Below are 14,749 nucleotides of genomic sequence, written 5' to 3' on the forward strand. Positions count from 1 at the left end.
AACAAGTACGCCAGGGGAGTTGGCGAACGCGCGGCCAACCGGTCGCGTCCGGTCGTGCGCCTGCCCCGTCCGCGCCCGACCGGTCACGGATGGTCGTCAACGCACGCTGGGCGGCCCGTGGTTGAGCGGGCGACCGGCCGGCGGCCCGCCCCTCAGTGGCCCGCCCCTCAGCGGTCCACTGGCAGCACCGGCTGGCGCAGCACCGTCCGCAGCCGGGCCGGCTCGGTGCGGCGCGGGTCGCTGAGGTAGACCTCGTGGTGGTGCCCGGTCGGGCGAAGCCGGTGGGCGGCGAGGTAGGCGTCGTGCAGCCTGGCGAGCGCCGGCGCCTCGTCATCGTAGGAGCCCACGTGCAGCAACTGGGCGCTGGTGCCCTCTTCGAGGGTGCGGAGCTGGACGTCGGGGATCGCGGGCAGGCCCTTCTTCGCCATCGTGGTGCGCTTGGCGTCCTCGACGGCCGCCTCGGTGATCCAGTCGGGCTGGCTGATGAGCATCCGCCACCGCCACTCGTCCTTGGCGCGGCTGGTGAACGCCTCGTACCGGTCGGACCACCACAGCCCCTCCAGCGGCCCGACGACGAAGTCCCGCTCCAGGGCGCGTTTGCTGGTGAACTTGATGGCGTAGGCGACGGTGTAGAGCGCCTCGACGGCCCGGGCGTAGTCGTCGCTGGTGTTCGGGTCGCCGGCGCCGTCGACGGCGATGAACCGCTGGGCTGGCACCTCGACCAGCTCCCAGTCGCGGTTCCTGGGCGCGTAGACCCACTTCAGCTCGCGTTTGATGTCGTAGCGGGTCATCGACTGCTGCCTCTCTGCGCGGGGACGGCGGCGACCGGCCGCTGGGGCCGCTGGGGCCGCTGGGCCAACCACGGCCGCCGGAAGGCCAGTTGGCGGACGAGTAGCCGGGGAAGGAACACCCGAAACCCCTAGACGCCGGACGGTGACGGCGCACCCACCGACCGGCGTTCGCTCACCTGTTCTATTCTATGCCGGCGGCAGCCGCCGGGCGCACACCGGGCGCGCGGTCACCAGACATCGCCGTCCCGCCAGTCGCAGACCAGCTCGGCGGTGAGGTCGATGGCGACGGCCGGCAGCGGCAGGACGAAGACGCCGTCGTCGTCCTCCTCGGTGCGGGCGATGCCCAGCGGGGTCAACGCCCAGGTCAGACCCTGCCAGCGGCGCCAGCCCCGGGCCGCGTAGAAGGCCAGCGCCTCCTCCGTGGTGGAGAGCGCGCCCAGCTCGTAGCCGCCCCGGATGAGCCGCTCCAACTCGGCCATCATCGCCGCGCCGTGCCCCCGCCCCCGGCGGTCGGCGCGCACCACCACACCCTCCACATAGCCGGTGCGCAGCGCCCGGCCGCCGTGCAGCACGCGCCGTTGCACCACGGAGGCGTGACCGATCAGCTCCGCGCCCTCCCAGACCAGCGCGTGCACCCCGCCCAGCGCGTGCTCCCAGTCCTGGTCGGTCATGTCGCCGCCGAAGACGGTGTCGAGCAGGGCCCTGGCGGCGGCCAGGGTGCCGGCGTCCAGGTCGGCGGTGTGAGCGGTCCGCAGCTCGGTCATGTGTGCCATCCTCGCAGCCACCTCGCCGGCGCGGCAGGCCGCCGGGGCGCGCGCCCGGCGGCCGAGCCGGCGCGCGGGGCGGCGCCGTGTTGGTCAGGTCCCCGGCTGTGCAGGGTGGGGCCGGTGTGTCCGGTGCTGCCATTCTGGATCATCGGCCTGCCCCGGAGAAGGGCGCTTTCACCTCGGGAAACGCGGCCCCCACTCCCCGTTCACGCCCCCGCGCGCCGTCCTGCACGCCCCCGGCCGGCGTCCGGCCCCGGGCCACTCCTCCGCGTACCGGGCCGGCCACGCCCGCGCCCAGGGTCGCCCCGCCTCACAGCGGGCCGTCGCGCCTCACAGCGGGCCGCCGGCCCGGCGCCGGCGCGCTCACAACCGCCGGCCCGGCCCGCTGAGGGCAGCGTTGCGCCCGGGAAACGGGGGTGATGCGGTCGGGAAACAGCCGCCGCGCACGCTCGGGGGCATGGGTCGAGGCAACGGGTCGAGGGACCGGGTGGTGATCGTCGGCGGCGGCATGGCCGGCGCGCGGCTCGCCCGCGCGCTGGGCGAGGCCGCCGACGCGGCGCCCGCGGTGACGGTGCTCGCCGAGGAGCCGCACCCGGCGTACAACCGGGTGCTGCTGGCCGAGGTGCTCGCCGGCCGCTACCCGGCCGAGGTGATCGCGCTGCCACCGGCCGGCGCGGCCGTCGACTGGCGGGCCGGGGCACGGGCGGTCCGGCTGAACCGCGCCCGGCGCCTGGTGGCCTGCGCCGACGGCCAGGAACTCCGCTACGACCGACTGGTGTTGGCGACCGGCAGCAACCCGGTGCTGCCCCCGTTGCGCGGCCTGCGGCCGCCACGGGGCGGCGAACTCCTCGCCGGCGTCCACCCGTTCCGCACCCTGGACGACGCGCACGCGCTGGCCGAGGCGGCCCGCCCCGGCGTGCCGGCCGTGGTGATCGGCGGCGGGCTGCTGGGCGTCTCGGCGGCCAGGGCGCTGGCCGCGCGCGGCGCCCGGGTGCTGCTGGCTCACCAGGGTCAGCATCTGATGGAGCGTCAACTCGACGCCTCGGCGGCCGGTCTGCTCCGCGCCCGGCTGGCCGCCGACGGCGTCGAGACGCACACCGAGTGCCGGGTGCGGGCGCTGCGCGGCACCGGCGCCGGCGACGCGCGCCGGGTGGCCGCCGTGGAGCTGGCCGACGGTGCCACGCTGGACGCCGAGCTGGTGGTGCTGGCCTGCGGGGTGCGCCCCCGGGTCGGGCTGGCCAGGGAGGCCGGGCTGGCGCTGGGCGAGCTGGGCGGGATCGCGGTGGACGACCGGCTGACCACCAGCGACCCGGCCGTCCACGCGCTGGGCGACTGCGCCGAGCACGGCGGGCTGCTCTACGGCCTGGCCGGCCCGGCGCAGGACCAGGCGGACGTGCTGGCCTCGGTCCTCACCGGCGGCCGGGACCGCTACACCGGCACCCGCGCGCTGACCCGGCTGACCCTGTCGGCCGCCCCGCGCCCAACCGGCCCCGCCAGCGCCGCCGGCACACCCCCCGCCGAAACCGCCGCCGCCGGCCGGCCGCTCGACGTGGCGGCCTTCGGCGCGCCCGTGGCCGAGCCGGGCGACGACGAGGTCCGGCTGACCGACGCCACCCGCGGCGCCTACCGCAAGCTCGTGGTCCGCGGCGACCGGCTGCGCGGCGGCATCCTCGTCGGCGACCTGGACGGCGTCGGCGCGCTGGCCCGCGCCTGGTCGGGCGACGAACCGCTGCCCGACACCCCCCTGCTCCATCTGCTCACCCACGACGGAGGGTTGTGACCATGTGCGCGCAGTCGCCGCAGTCAGCGAGGCCGCCGGTGAACCCGGCCAACGGAACCCGGGAGACCGTGGTGGTGGTCGGCCACGGCATGGTGGGCCAGCGCTTCCTGGAGGAGCTGGTCGAGCGGGGCGTGACGGACCGGGCCCGGGTCGTGGTGCTCGCCGAGGAGCCCCGCCCGGCCTACGACCGGGTCCACCTGACCTCCTGGTTCGCCGGCACCAGCGCCGAGGAGCTGTCCCTGGTGCCGGACGGCTTCCTCGACCGGCACGGCATCGAACTGTGGCTGGCCGACCCGGCCGAGACGGTGGACCGGGCGGCCCGCACGGTGACCACCCGCTCCGGCCGGACCCTGGAGTACAGCACCCTGGTGCTGGCCACCGGCTCCTACCCGTTCGTGCCGCCGGTGCCGGGACGGGACGCCACCGGCTGCTTCGTCTACCGCACCATCGAGGACCTGACGGCGATCCGCGACTACGCGGCCGGGGTCGGTACCGGTCTGGTGGTGGGCGGCGGGCTGCTCGGTCTTGAGGCGGCGGGCGCGCTGCGCGACCTGGGCCTGGCCACCCACATCGTGGAGTTCCACCCCCGGTTGATGGCACTCCAGGTGGACGAGGGCGGCGGCGCCGCGCTATGCCGCACCGTCGAGGAACTGGGCCTGACCGTGCACACCGGTGTCGGCGGTCAGGAGATCACCACCGACCCGGCCGGCGCGGTGACCGGGATGACGCTCTCCGACGGTTCGACCGTCGCCACCGACCTGGTGATCTTCTCCGCCGGGGTCCGCCCCCGCGACCAGCTGGCCAGGGACGCCGGCCTGACCGTCGGCGAGCGCGGCGGCATCGCGGTGGACGAGCACTGCCGCACCTCCGACCCGGCGGTGCTGGCCATCGGCGAGTGCGCGCTGGCCAGCGACGGCACGGTGTACGGCCTGGTGGCGCCGGGCTACGAGATGGCCGCCGCCGCGGCGGACACCGTCGCCGGCCGGCTGACGGCCACCTTCACCGGCGCCGACACCTCGACCAAGCTGAAGCTGCTCGGCGTGGACGTGGCCAGCTTCGGCGACGCGCACGGCCGCACCGACGGCGCGCTCGACGTGGTCTACGCGGACTCCCGCGCCGGGATCTACAAGAAGCTGGTGATCGGCGCGGACGGCACCCTGCTGGGCGGGGTGCTGGTCGGCGACGCCGACTCCTACGGCCTGCTGCGCCCGCTGACCGGCAGCGTGCCGCCGGCCGCCCCCGAACAGCTGGTGCTGCCCGCCGGGTTGGCGCCGGCCGCCGCGCTGGGCCCGGCCTCGCTGCCGGACGAGGCGGTGATCTGCAGCTGCCACAACGTCACCAAGGGCGCGATCGCGGCGGCCGTCACCGAGCAGGGCGCCACCACCGTGCCGGAGGTCAAGAAGTGCACCCGGGCCGGCACCGGCTGCGGCTCCTGCGTGAAGGTGCTCGGCCAGCTGGTCAACGCCGAGCTGGCGGCCAGCGGGGTCACCGTGGACCAGGGCCTGTGCGGCTGCTTCGGCCACACCCGGCAGGAGCTGTTCGAGATCGTGGCCAGCCGACGGCTCACCTCCTACCAGGAGTTGCTCGACGGGCACGGCCGGCCGGCCGCCAGGGGCGGCGACGGCTGCGAGGTGTGCAAGCCGGTGGTCGGCTCGATCATCGCCTCGCTGGCGCCCAGCATCGGCGCGGACGGTCACGTGCTGGCCGGCGAGCAGGCCGCGTTGCAGGACACCAACGACCACTTCCTGGCCAACCTCCAGCGGAACGGCTCCTACTCGATCGTGCCGCGGATACCGGGCGGCGAGATCTCCCCGGAGAAGCTGATCGTGATCGGCGAGGTGGCCCGGGACTTCAACCTCTACACCAAGATCACCGGCGGCCAGCGGATCGACATGTTCGGCGCCCGGGTCGAGCAACTGCCCCGCATCTGGGCCAGGTTGGTGGCGGCCGGCTTCGAGTCCGGGCACGCCTACGGCAAGTCGCTGCGCACCGTGAAGAGTTGCGTCGGCTCCACCTGGTGCCGCTACGGGGTGCAGGACAGCGTGCGGATGGCGATCGACCTGGAGCTGCGCTACCGGGGCCTGCGCGCCCCGCACAAGCTGAAGTCGGCCGTCTCCGGCTGCGCCCGGGAGTGCGCGGAGGCGATGGGCAAGGACTTCGGGGTGATCGCCACCGCCAACGGCTGGAACCTGTACGTCGGTGGCAACGGCGGCGCCACCCCGCGCCACGCCGACCTGCTGGCGCAGGACCTCTCGGACGCCGAACTGGTGCGGCTGATCGACCGGTTCCTGATGTTCTACATCCGCACCGCCGACCGGCTGGAGCGCACCTCCGTCTGGCTGGAGCGGATCGGCGGCGGCCTCGACCACGTGCGGGAGGTGGTGGTCGAGGACTCGCTGGGCGTCTGCGCCGAGTTGGAGGCCCAGATGGCCGCCCACGTCGCCAACTACCGGGACGAGTGGGCCGGGGCGCTGGACGACCCGGAGAAGCTGGCCCGGTTCGTCTCCTTCGTCAACGCGCCCGGCACCCCCGACCCGTCGGTGCGGTTCGTCGCGGAGCGGGAGCAGCACAAGCCGGATCTGACCGTGCTGGCCGGGCCCACCCTCCCGGTCCGCACCCTCGAAGGGAGCACCCGCCCATGACCGTCACCACGTTGCCCCACGCCCCGCTGGCCGAGCCGGCGGTGGCCCGCCCCGCGGCGGCCGGCCCGCGCCTGGAGATCGAGCAGGACGGGGCCTGGGTCCCGGTCTGCGGCCTGGCCGAGCTGGTGCCGGGGCGCGGCGTCGCGGTGCTGCTGCCGGACGGGCAGCAGGCCGCCGTCTTCGTCGACCGGCACGGCGCGGCGCACGCGGTCGGCAACCGGGACCCGTTCACCGGCGCCTGGGTGCTCTCCCGCGGCCTGCTGGGCTCCACCGGCAACGAGGGCCGCCCGTTCGTCGCCTCGCCGCTGCTGAAGCAGCGCTTCGACCTGGTCACCGGCGTCTGCCTGGACGAGCCCGAGGCGCCGGAGCGGGCGCTGCCGGTCTACCGGACCCGGCTGCGCTGACCGGCCCCTGCCGCGCCGGCCCGGACCCGGCCGCGCCGGCCCGGACCCGGCCGCGCCGGCCCGGACCCGGCCGCGCTGGACCGGCCGGCACCCCTCGCCACCGACCGGCCCGCAACGCCCCTCCACCGGGCGGCTACTGACGCCCACTCAGCCGCGTGCTCCGCAGCGAGGTGAGCCGTTCGTGCGTCCGGGTGCCGGGCCGCGCCGAGTGCACGACCAGCTGCTGGCTGTGCCCGTCGCTGAGCAGCACCTCGCAGTCCAGGTCGAGGGCGCCGACCACCGGGTGCAGGAACCGCTTCGGCGACGGCCGGCGCACCTGCACGTCGTGCTCCGCCCACAGCGCCGCGAACTCCGCCGACTCCCGGCGGAGTTCGGCCGCGAGGGCGGCCGGCCCCGGGTCGTCGGGGCGGGCCGTGGTGACCACCCGCAGGCTGGCCACGTGCGCCCGGGCGTGCCGCTCGTGGTTCTCCGGCGGGGCCAACTCCCGCCCGCCCGGCGCCAGGAACCAGTGGCGGATGAGGTTCGTCCCGGTGTGGTCGCCGGTCAGCGCCACCGCCATCGCGTTCTGCGCGAGCACCTCGCCCCAGTCGCTCAGCACGGTCGCCGGCAGGTCGTGCAGCCGCTCCAGGATCAGCAGCAGGCCCGGGCGGACCTGGTCCGAGGTGGCGGCGCGCCGGGGTGGCGCCTCGCCCGCCAGGTGGAACAGGTGGTCGCGCTCGACCTCCGACAGCCGCAGCGCCTGGGCGAGGGCGCCGAGCAGCTGCCGCGACGGGTGGGAGCCGCGGCGCTGCTCCAGGCGCGTGTAGTAGTCCGTGGACATCCCGGCGAGCCACGCCACCTCCTCGCGGCGCAGCCCCGGGGTGCGCCGGCGCGAACCCGCGGGCAGGCCCACGTCGCCGGGCGACAGTCGGGTGCGGGCACGGCGCAGGTAGTCGGCGAGTCCGGTGCGGTCCATGCCGCCAGCATCCCCCGGCCGCCGACCGGTATCCAAGCCGCGCAGCCAGGGAGCGCCGGTCCCTGGATAACCGCGTCTCTCCCGCCGCCGGCACCGCGCGCGCAGGCTGTCGGGCATGGCTACGACGACGAGGAGGCGGCCATGCTGACCCTGGTGACGGGAGCGACGGGCCAGGTCGGGCGGCGGTTTGTGCCGAGGCTGCTGCACGGTGCCCCGACCGGCGAACGGGTGCGGGTCCTGGTGCGGGACGCGGCGCGCGGCGAGCGGTTCGCCGAGCTGGGCGCCGAGGTGCTGGTCGGCGACCTGCGCGACCCGGCGGCGCTCGGCCGGGCGACGGCCGGCGTGGACGCGGTGGTGAACGTGGCCGCCGCGTTCCGGGGGGTGCCGGACGAGGAGGCGTGGGCGGTCAACCGGGACGCGGCCGTCGAGCTGGGCCGGGCCGCCGTGGCCGCGGGCGTACGACGGTTCGTGCAGGTCAGCACCGGTCTGGTGTATGGCGCCGGGCGAGGCAGGGCGCTGGTCGAGTTCGACGAGACGGTGCCCGGCACCCACCTGTGGGGCGCCTACCCCGAGTCCAAGGGGGAGGCGGAGCGCGCCCTCGCGGCGTTGGACGGCCTCGACGATCTCCGCATCGGGCGGCTGCCGTTCGTGTACGGCGACGGGGACCCGCATCTGGTGGACGTCATGGAGTGGGCGCCGAACTGGCCCGCCACGCAGCGGCTGCACATGGGCCACCACCTGGACGTGGCGCAGGGACTGCGGCGGCTGCTGTACGCGCCCGGGGCGCACGGCGCCTACAACATCGCCGACGACGCGCCGGTCACCACGGTCGACCTCTTCCAGCTGCACGGCCGGCCGGTGCCGCCGGAGGTGTACGAGCGGGACGCCCCCGACCCCTGGCACGGCGTGCTCTCGACGACCCGCATCCGACACGAACTGGGCTACCGGCCGCTGGTCCCCTCGGTGTGGACGGCCCGGGAGGCCGGGCTGCTGTAGCCGCCGGCCGGCAACGTGGGGGCGGGACGGGATGGGGCAGGACAGCGGCGGGGCACGGCGGGCGGGCCGGCGGGGCGGGTAGCGGGACGGAGCGGCGGACGGGGTGGCGGGACGGGGTGGCGGGCGGAGCGGCGGGGGCACCCGGCCGGACCCGTCTGATTCGCCGGCCGGCCGGCGGCGGGCGACAGTGGTCTGGAGGGTGGCGGGCCCCGTCCCGAGGGGCCCGGAGCACGCCCGTCGCCGCCGAGACCGGAGACCCCCCATGACCCGCCCCATCACCGTCGGCGTGGACGGCTCGCCGCAGAGCCGGGCCGCCGCCGAGTGGGCAGCCCGCGAGGCGGCCCGCCGCGGACTCCCCCTGCATCTGGTGCACGCCTGGATCAACGAGCCGCTGTACGCGCCGCCCGTCCCGGACGAGCCGGCCTCCCGGCAGCTGCTCCAGGACCACCACGACGAGGTCGCCGACCGGCACCCCGGACTGACCGTCTCCACCGAGCTGCTGGCCGAGATGGCCACCGCCGGGCTGGTGGAACAGGCCGCCAGGTCCGAGCTGCTGGTGCTCGGCACGCGCGGGTACGGCCCGATCGCCGGCTTCCTGCTCGGCTCCGTCGGGCTGCCGGTGATCACCCACACCTCCCGCCCCGTCGTCCTGGTCCGCTCCAGCCCGGACGGGGAGCCGACCGACCAGGCGGCCGGCGAGGAGACCGAGGGCGACGAGATCGTGGTGGGCCTCAAGGACCTGGGCGAACCCGCCGCCACCCTGCTGGAGTTCGCCTTCACCACCGCCTCGGCGCGCGGCGCAGCGGTGCGCGCGGTGCGCGCCTGGGGCACGCCGGGCCTCTTCGGCTCCACGCCCCCCGCCAACCTGGAACAGAACGGCGAGGCGTCGGACCTCCAGGCCCAGCAGGCCGAGGCGCTGGCCCACGCGCTGGAACCATGGCGACGCCGCTACCCCGGCGTGCCGGTGGTCGAGCACCTGCGCTACGGCAACGCCTCCGAGGTGCTGCTGGACGCGGCGGCCGGCCACGCCGCCCTGGTGGTCACCGGCCGCCGCATGCGCCGCCCCCTGCTGGCGATGCGCGCCGGCCCCGTCACCCACGCCACCATCCACCACGCCCGCACCCCGGTCGCGGTGGTCCCGCACGGCGACTGACCCGGCACCGGACGAACGCCCGGTCGGATTCCCGCCAGCATCCGGCACCAACGCCGACGCCGACGCCGATCGACGTCATGAACCGAGTTGACGGAAAAATCGCCCTGGTCACCCGGGGCAGCAGGGGCATCGGAGCCGCCGTGGCACTCCGACTGGCCGACGAGGGCGCCGCCACCGTCGCGCACCTGGCGAGCCCCGAAGCCGCCTACCTCACCGGGGCGTCCATCTGCGTCGACGGCGGATTCACCGCCTGACGGTGCTGACGGCCCGCCGGCCGTTGTGGTGGGTGAGTCGGTCGGCCGCCTGTCGCAGTGTGTGGCGGGTGGTGTCTGGGGTGAGGGCGTGGGTGTGGAGGTGGTGGAGGAGGGTGTGGGGTGGGGTGGTGGTCCAGGTGGTGTGGTGGGTGTGGTGGGCGTAGAGGCGGTGGTGGGGGCGGTTGATCTCGGTGAGGGTGCCGGGGTGGTGGGTCGGGCCGGCGGCGAAGGGGACGATGCGGACGGTGTAGTGGGTGCGGTAGCTGAGGCGGTGGAGGGTGTGGAGTTGGTGGGCGAGGGTGTGGGGTGGGACGAGGGTGCGGTGGAGGATCGACTCGTCGAGGAAGAGGGTGGTGGGGCGGTGGGTTGGGGTGGGGGTGGTGGGGAGTTGGGGGTGGGCGTCCGGATGCGTGTGTTCCGACTCGGTTGTGGGGAGCGCGGCGCGGTAGTCGTTGGTCTGGAACGGGGCCGGGATGAGTTGGGTGGTGTAGTAGAGGAGGCTGGTGGCTCCGGTTTCGGCGGCGCTGCGGCGGGTGTGGTGGCCGGGCTGGGTGTCGTGCAGCACGGTTGACTCCTCGGTGGGGGTGAGGAGTTGGGTCAGGTGGGTGCGGCAGGGTGTGCAGGTGAGTCCGTAGGCGGCGGCCAGCCGGTGCACATGATCGGCGCTGGGTTGGTGGAGGCCGTTCTCGAAGCGGCTGATCTTGGCGGTGGAGACGTCGATCAGGGTGGCGGCGTGGTGGAGGGTGAGGTTGCGGTGGGTGCGGACGGCCCTGAGGTAGGCGCCGACGATGACGTGCCCCAGCGACACGGTGCTCTTCTCTCTCAAACGGGTGGGCCCCCGGCCACCCCTGCGGCAGGGCAGCCGGGGCCGGAATGTGGCTAGTGGAAGGCGGCTTCGGGCCGGTCCCCGTCCACCAGGAGGGGGAGGGCGTGGCGGCGGCCGGCGGAGATGATCGCGTACTGGTACAGCCCGGGCGGCTCGTGCAGCTCCCGCAACGGCACCCAGCCCGCGCGCGGGCTCGGGTCCAAGGACGGCACCTCCGGCAACGTGTCCCCGTCCAACACATAGGTGAGGCCGGTGACCGCACCCTTGGCGTCCGTGATGGTGGTCAAGGCGAGGATCTCCGTCAGGGCCCGGTCGTAGCCGGTGCTGGCCATCAGGTGCTCCCGGGCGGTGGCGATGGGGCACTGGCCGGCCGGGACGGTGCCGTGCGGCAACACCCAGCCCTCGCCGCTGCCGTCCTCCTTCTCCCCGCGCACCATCAACGCGTGATTACACCGCGTGGTAGCCAGGATGTGGAACGAGACGGTGATGGACATCGATAACTCTTCTCGGTTCATGGGTGGTTGGTGGTGAGGGCGGGCAGCAGCCCGGACAGCGCGGTCAGCAGACACATCAGGCCGACGAACGCCGGCCCCGCCGCCCGGTCCAGAAACCCCGCGACCGGACTCGCCCGCCCACCCCCACCACCGCCCTCACCCACCTCCGGCCGACGCACCACCCGCCAATGCTTCTCCTCCCGGAACAGAAACCGGGTGTGCTCCGGCTCCCCGGCCGTGTGGTGCAACACCCACACCGCCACCGGCAGCGAATCGTCATCGAAGAGCGGCGACTCCACACCACAGCTCTGACACACCGCTCCAAAGATCCCCTCCGGCACACCAACACCCCGCTCCGCACACACCACCCAGTCCGCACCCCGCACGATCGACACCGGCTGCGCGTCACTCACGGCGGTCGCCCCCCTTCAGGTGCTCGGTGACCAACCGAGCGAGCCGTGCCCCGAAGGCCGTGCGCGCGCGCCGATGGCGCCCCCGGTAACGCAACGGCCCAGGCGGCGCGTTCCCCGGGGATCGGTACAGGAGCACCGGCCGGCCCAGCCCGTCCACCGGGGCGTTCCACGACGCCTCCGCGAAGTCCCAGGCCATCGCGTGCAGTTGCCTCAGGCAGCCACCACAGGCGAACAGCGGCGCGGCGACCCCGCCCGTGGTCACGCACCCGATCCACACCACGGCCGTGACCCGGTGCCCGCAGAAGAACCAGCACGGTCCGACGGCCCAGTGCGCGTCCGCACCAGGCTCCGGCTCCGGCGCTCCGAACTCCCAGTCGGCAAAGCCAACTTCCCGCTCTTCAGCCGTAGTCGGCCGGTCAGCCGTGGGGCTCACTCGCCCGTCCCCCTCGGGCAGACGTTCCGGCACGAGAACCAGACGGACTTCCCCATCCGGAGGCGCGCCCCCCAGCCGTACGGCCTCGGCATGTACCCGAAGTCGTCGACCATCTCCCGCAACATCCACAGGCCGCGCCCGGACTCCGCGTCCCAGTCCGGCATCTCACCGACCAGCGGCGGCTGTTGGGACCGGTCCGCCACCTCGACCAACACGTCTCCGCAGACCCGGCTAACCCGGAGGCGGCACCGTGGATCGTCCACGTGCCGGCACACGTTCGCCAACAGCTCGGAGACGCCGAGGCAGGCGATGTCGGTGGCGGTCGGGGTGGCCCCCCAACCCGTCATTAACCGGCCCACGGCCCGACGCCAGACCTCGATCTCCACAGGCTGTGCGCGAAAGGCCCAGCTGAGCTTCAGTGGTGCGACCAACTGACCACAGTGGTGGGGTCGAACGGGATTCGTCATGGCACCTCCCCGGACATGCCGACGATGGATGAGGGCGCACGGGGGCAACGGCTGGTCACGTGCCGGATGCGCAGCGTCAGCCCCCACAGAGTGGACCACTCGGCGCGCACTCCGCAACTCCAAGAGTCGCAGATTTGCGATTCGATGAAATGTTCTGGTACCCAGACAGGCGTAACCTGCGGCAGACTGTGCGTCATTCACCGATGTCATGGGAGGTAGCCATGGGACGACCGGTCAGTACGATCCGCCGGCTGCGGTTGGGCCTGGAACTTCGCCGGATGCGCGAGCAGTGCGGCAAGTCGCAAATCGAGGCGGCCGAGGCGCTGGACACCAGCGACACGAAGGTCAGTCGGCTCGAAGCCGGCAAGACCGGGCTGAGCCGCCTGGAGTTGGTCGCCCTGCTGGACCTCTACGAGGTATCCGACACCCGGCTGCGCGACGGACTCATCGAGCTCAACCGGAACAGCAAACAACGCGGTTGGTGGCAGCAACACCGGGATGTGTTGAGCACTCAGCTCCTCGAATTGATCGAGCTGGAGTCAACCGCGAGCAGCATCTTCCAGTACGAAGCCCTGGTAATGCCCGGGCTGTTGCAGACCGAGGCTTACGCACGCGCCATGATCAGCGGATTCCCGCTCCCGCCCAGCACCTCTATCGATGACACGGTGCGGGTGCGGCTGGAGCGCCAGTTGCTACTCGCCAAGGAGGACGCCCCGAGCCTGTTGTGCCTGCTGGACGAGGCGGTGCTCCGCCGGCAGGTCGGCGGACCCAAGGTCATGGCCGAGCAGCTGCGCAGGCTGGTGGAGCTCAACGACCCACCGCACCTGACGATCCAGGTGATCCCGTTCGCTCGCGGGGCCTACCCGGGGTTGGACGGGAGCTTCCTGCGCTTCCTGTTCAGTGGCGCAGCCGATATGGACATCGTCTTCCTGGAACAGAAGGAAAGCCGGGTCTTCGTCGAGGAGGCGGCCAGCGTGGAAACCTACCGAATTGCGGCTGAACACCTGCGCTCGCAGGCGCTATCCTCGCCAGAGTCAATGGACTTGATCTCCGCCATCGCCGCGGAGTTCGACAGCATGTGAGGGACAGAACCCATGCGATACGACCTGCCGGCCGCCAAGTGGCGCAAGTCGAGCTACTCCAACGGTGGGACCGGCAGTTGCGTCGAGACCCAGCTCACCCACGACGGCCTGGTCGCGATGGGCGACAGCAAGGACCGCGCGCGCGGCGCCTTCGTCTTCGCCCCGGCCACCTGGACCTCCTTCGTCGACCACGTGAAGAAGACCGCCAGCTGACCCACCGAGCTGGCCAGACGCCGGGCCCCCACCTTCCACAGTGGACCCCGGCGTCTCGCATCTCCAACCGCCGCCCCGGCACAGGCGCTTGGCGCACCGCCGCAGACATGCGCCGAGCCGTCGGCTTCCCGCCCGCCCGCACCTCGCCAAGTCCTCATGGAGACACCGATGTCCGAAGAGTTCACCGTCGTGCCCGTGGCCCACGTCGTCGGCGGGCGAGCCGAGCCGACCGACGACTACTGGGGCGGCAGCCGCGCCATCATCCGGATCGACGCCACCCGGTTCGACACCGGCTCCGTCCTCGGACTCGAAGAGTTCTCCCACCTCGAAGTCGTCTTCCGGTTCCACCTCACCGACCCCACCGACCTCCACCCCGAACCACGCCACCCCCGCAACAACCCCGACTGGCCCGCCGGCGGCATCTTCGCCCACCGCAACATGCGCCGCCTCAACTGGCTCGGCGTCTCCCGCTGCCGCCTCCACAAAATCGACGGACTCGACCTCCACGTCGAAGACCTCGACGCCATCGACGGCACCCCCGTACTCGACATCAAGCCCTGGTTCCAGGAAATGGGCCCCCGCGGCGAAGTACACCAGCCCAACTGGCCAAGCGACATGCTCACCAACTACTACGCCCCACCGCAGAACTGACCCGCCCACCCCGAGACAACGCACACGGACCACCTCCCCGCCACACGAAGGCGATGCCGCCGAGCTGCCGCAGCGGCTGCGGACCACTTCCCGCCATGACCCAGCAACGCGCCACCGCCCCCTCACCGTCCCGAAACGCGTCAACCCCACCGCCCCCGGCCGCCCGGTGACGGGCGCCAAGCCCATCCGCCTCGCGTCTCCGAAGGCGTATTCCATGCGGTCGCGGCGGGAGTCGAATCAGTCGCAGTGCGGTCTGCGGCCGGCCGGACCGTGCATCGCGAAGGGACTCCGTCACCTACTTCGTGACTCCACCCACGCGTAAACGCGCGGGCTTCCTGCGTCGGTGGCTAGGCCGCCGCGCGGAGGGCCAGCCCGGCCCGGTTGAGGACGTTCGTCGCGCCGACGTGGTCCGCGTTGGCCGCGAACCC

Annotated in this window: 16 protein-coding genes; 9 read left to right on the forward strand and 7 right to left on the reverse strand. The window is 73.6% G+C overall.

The genetic code is table 11. The features are described 5' to 3' along the window. Positions 1–167: 167 nt before the first annotated feature. Both RM844_RS11345 and RM844_RS11350 read right to left on the reverse strand, forming a co-directional pair. Positions 168–791 carry a GyrI-like domain-containing protein gene (locus RM844_RS11345; RefSeq protein ID WP_311666923.1) on the reverse strand — a complete coding sequence of 208 codons (624 nt, stop codon included), beginning with the start codon at positions 789–791 and terminating at the stop codon, positions 168–170. 227 nt (positions 792–1,018) lie between these two features. Further along, the gene (locus tag RM844_RS11350; protein WP_394814481.1) at positions 1,019–1,564 is read right to left on the reverse strand and encodes a GNAT family N-acetyltransferase; all 546 of its coding nucleotides are present in this window, start codon (positions 1,562–1,564) and stop codon (positions 1,019–1,021) included. Positions 1,565–2,015: 451 nt separating this feature from the next. Between RM844_RS11350 and RM844_RS11355 the strand changes: the two genes are divergently transcribed. The 3 genes from RM844_RS11355 to RM844_RS11365 all read left to right on the forward strand — a co-directional run bounded on the left by RM844_RS11355 (position 2,016) and on the right by RM844_RS11365 (position 6,384). Next, positions 2,016–3,338: an NAD(P)/FAD-dependent oxidoreductase gene (locus RM844_RS11355; RefSeq protein WP_311666925.1), complete on the forward strand. Its 1,323-nt coding sequence runs from the start codon at positions 2,016–2,018 to the stop codon at positions 3,336–3,338. An 89-nt stretch (positions 3,339–3,427) separates the two neighbouring features. Then, the gene (gene nirB, locus RM844_RS11360) at positions 3,428–5,980 is read left to right on the forward strand and encodes a nitrite reductase large subunit NirB (protein ID WP_311666956.1); all 2,553 of its coding nucleotides are present in this window, start codon (positions 3,428–3,430) and stop codon (positions 5,978–5,980) included. Continuing rightward, complete coding sequence (locus RM844_RS11365) at positions 5,977–6,384, forward strand: nitrite reductase (NAD(P)H) small subunit (protein WP_311666926.1); 408 nt, start codon at positions 5,977–5,979, stop codon at positions 6,382–6,384. Before nirB ends, RM844_RS11365 begins: the two co-directional genes overlap by 4 nt. A gap of 133 nt (positions 6,385–6,517) precedes the next feature. Here the strand turns inward: RM844_RS11365 and RM844_RS11370 are convergent, their stop codons facing one another. Then, positions 6,518–7,339, reverse strand: coding sequence for a helix-turn-helix transcriptional regulator (locus tag RM844_RS11370; protein ID WP_311666927.1), 822 nt, complete (start codon positions 7,337–7,339; stop codon positions 6,518–6,520). Between the two features lie 141 nt (positions 7,340–7,480). Here RM844_RS11370 and RM844_RS11375 point away from each other — a divergent pair, with 141 nt between their 5' ends. The 3 genes from RM844_RS11375 (at position 7,481) to RM844_RS11385 (ending at position 9,742) form a co-directional block, all read left to right on the forward strand. Then, positions 7,481–8,335 carry an NAD-dependent epimerase/dehydratase family protein gene (locus RM844_RS11375; protein WP_311666928.1) on the forward strand — a complete coding sequence of 285 codons (855 nt, stop codon included), beginning with the start codon at positions 7,481–7,483 and terminating at the stop codon, positions 8,333–8,335. A gap of 262 nt (positions 8,336–8,597) precedes the next feature. After that, the gene (locus tag RM844_RS11380; protein WP_311666929.1) at positions 8,598–9,488 is read left to right on the forward strand and encodes a universal stress protein; all 891 of its coding nucleotides are present in this window, start codon (positions 8,598–8,600) and stop codon (positions 9,486–9,488) included. 77 nt (positions 9,489–9,565) lie between these two features. Further along, entirely contained in the window at positions 9,566–9,742 is a 177-nt protein-coding gene (locus RM844_RS11385) for an SDR family oxidoreductase (RefSeq protein ID WP_311666931.1), read from the forward strand. On the opposite strand, the gene RM844_RS11390 is transcribed toward RM844_RS11385, so the two are convergent. The 4 genes from RM844_RS11390 to RM844_RS33540 all read right to left on the reverse strand — a co-directional run bounded on the left by RM844_RS11390 (position 9,732) and on the right by RM844_RS33540 (position 12,339). Continuing rightward, positions 9,732–10,550, reverse strand: a complete 819-nt coding sequence (locus RM844_RS11390) for a Scr1 family TA system antitoxin-like transcriptional regulator (RefSeq protein ID WP_311666932.1) — start codon at positions 10,548–10,550, stop codon at positions 9,732–9,734. The genes RM844_RS11385 and RM844_RS11390 overlap by 11 nt on opposite strands. A gap of 71 nt (positions 10,551–10,621) precedes the next feature. Beyond that, complete coding sequence (locus tag RM844_RS11395; RefSeq protein WP_311666933.1) at positions 10,622–11,062, reverse strand: NUDIX hydrolase; 441 nt, start codon at positions 11,060–11,062, stop codon at positions 10,622–10,624. 17 nt (positions 11,063–11,079) lie between these two features. Next, complete coding sequence (locus RM844_RS11400) at positions 11,080–11,475, reverse strand: DUF7848 domain-containing protein (RefSeq protein WP_311666934.1); 396 nt, start codon at positions 11,473–11,475, stop codon at positions 11,080–11,082. 429 nt (positions 11,476–11,904) lie between these two features. Further along, positions 11,905–12,339, reverse strand: coding sequence for an ATP-binding protein (locus RM844_RS33540; protein WP_394814486.1), 435 nt, complete (start codon positions 12,337–12,339; stop codon positions 11,905–11,907). A gap of 257 nt (positions 12,340–12,596) precedes the next feature. Between RM844_RS33540 and RM844_RS11410 the strand changes: the two genes are divergently transcribed. The 3 genes from RM844_RS11410 (at position 12,597) to RM844_RS11420 (ending at position 14,321) form a co-directional block, all read left to right on the forward strand. Next, positions 12,597–13,457: a helix-turn-helix domain-containing protein gene (locus RM844_RS11410; protein ID WP_311666937.1), complete on the forward strand. Its 861-nt coding sequence runs from the start codon at positions 12,597–12,599 to the stop codon at positions 13,455–13,457. A 12-nt stretch (positions 13,458–13,469) separates the two neighbouring features. Beyond that, positions 13,470–13,670, forward strand: coding sequence for a DUF397 domain-containing protein (locus RM844_RS11415; RefSeq protein WP_311666938.1), 201 nt, complete (start codon positions 13,470–13,472; stop codon positions 13,668–13,670). A 168-nt stretch (positions 13,671–13,838) separates the two neighbouring features. Then, positions 13,839–14,321 (forward strand): SAM-dependent methyltransferase, encoded by a 483-nt coding sequence (locus tag RM844_RS11420; RefSeq protein ID WP_311666939.1) that lies wholly within the window; start codon positions 13,839–13,841, stop codon positions 14,319–14,321. The last annotated feature ends 428 nt before the right edge of the window (positions 14,322–14,749 follow it).

The sequence above is a fragment of the Streptomyces chisholmiae genome, assembly GCF_031845445.1.
Lineage (GTDB): Bacteria > Actinomycetota > Actinomycetes > Streptomycetales > Streptomycetaceae > Streptomyces > Streptomyces chisholmiae.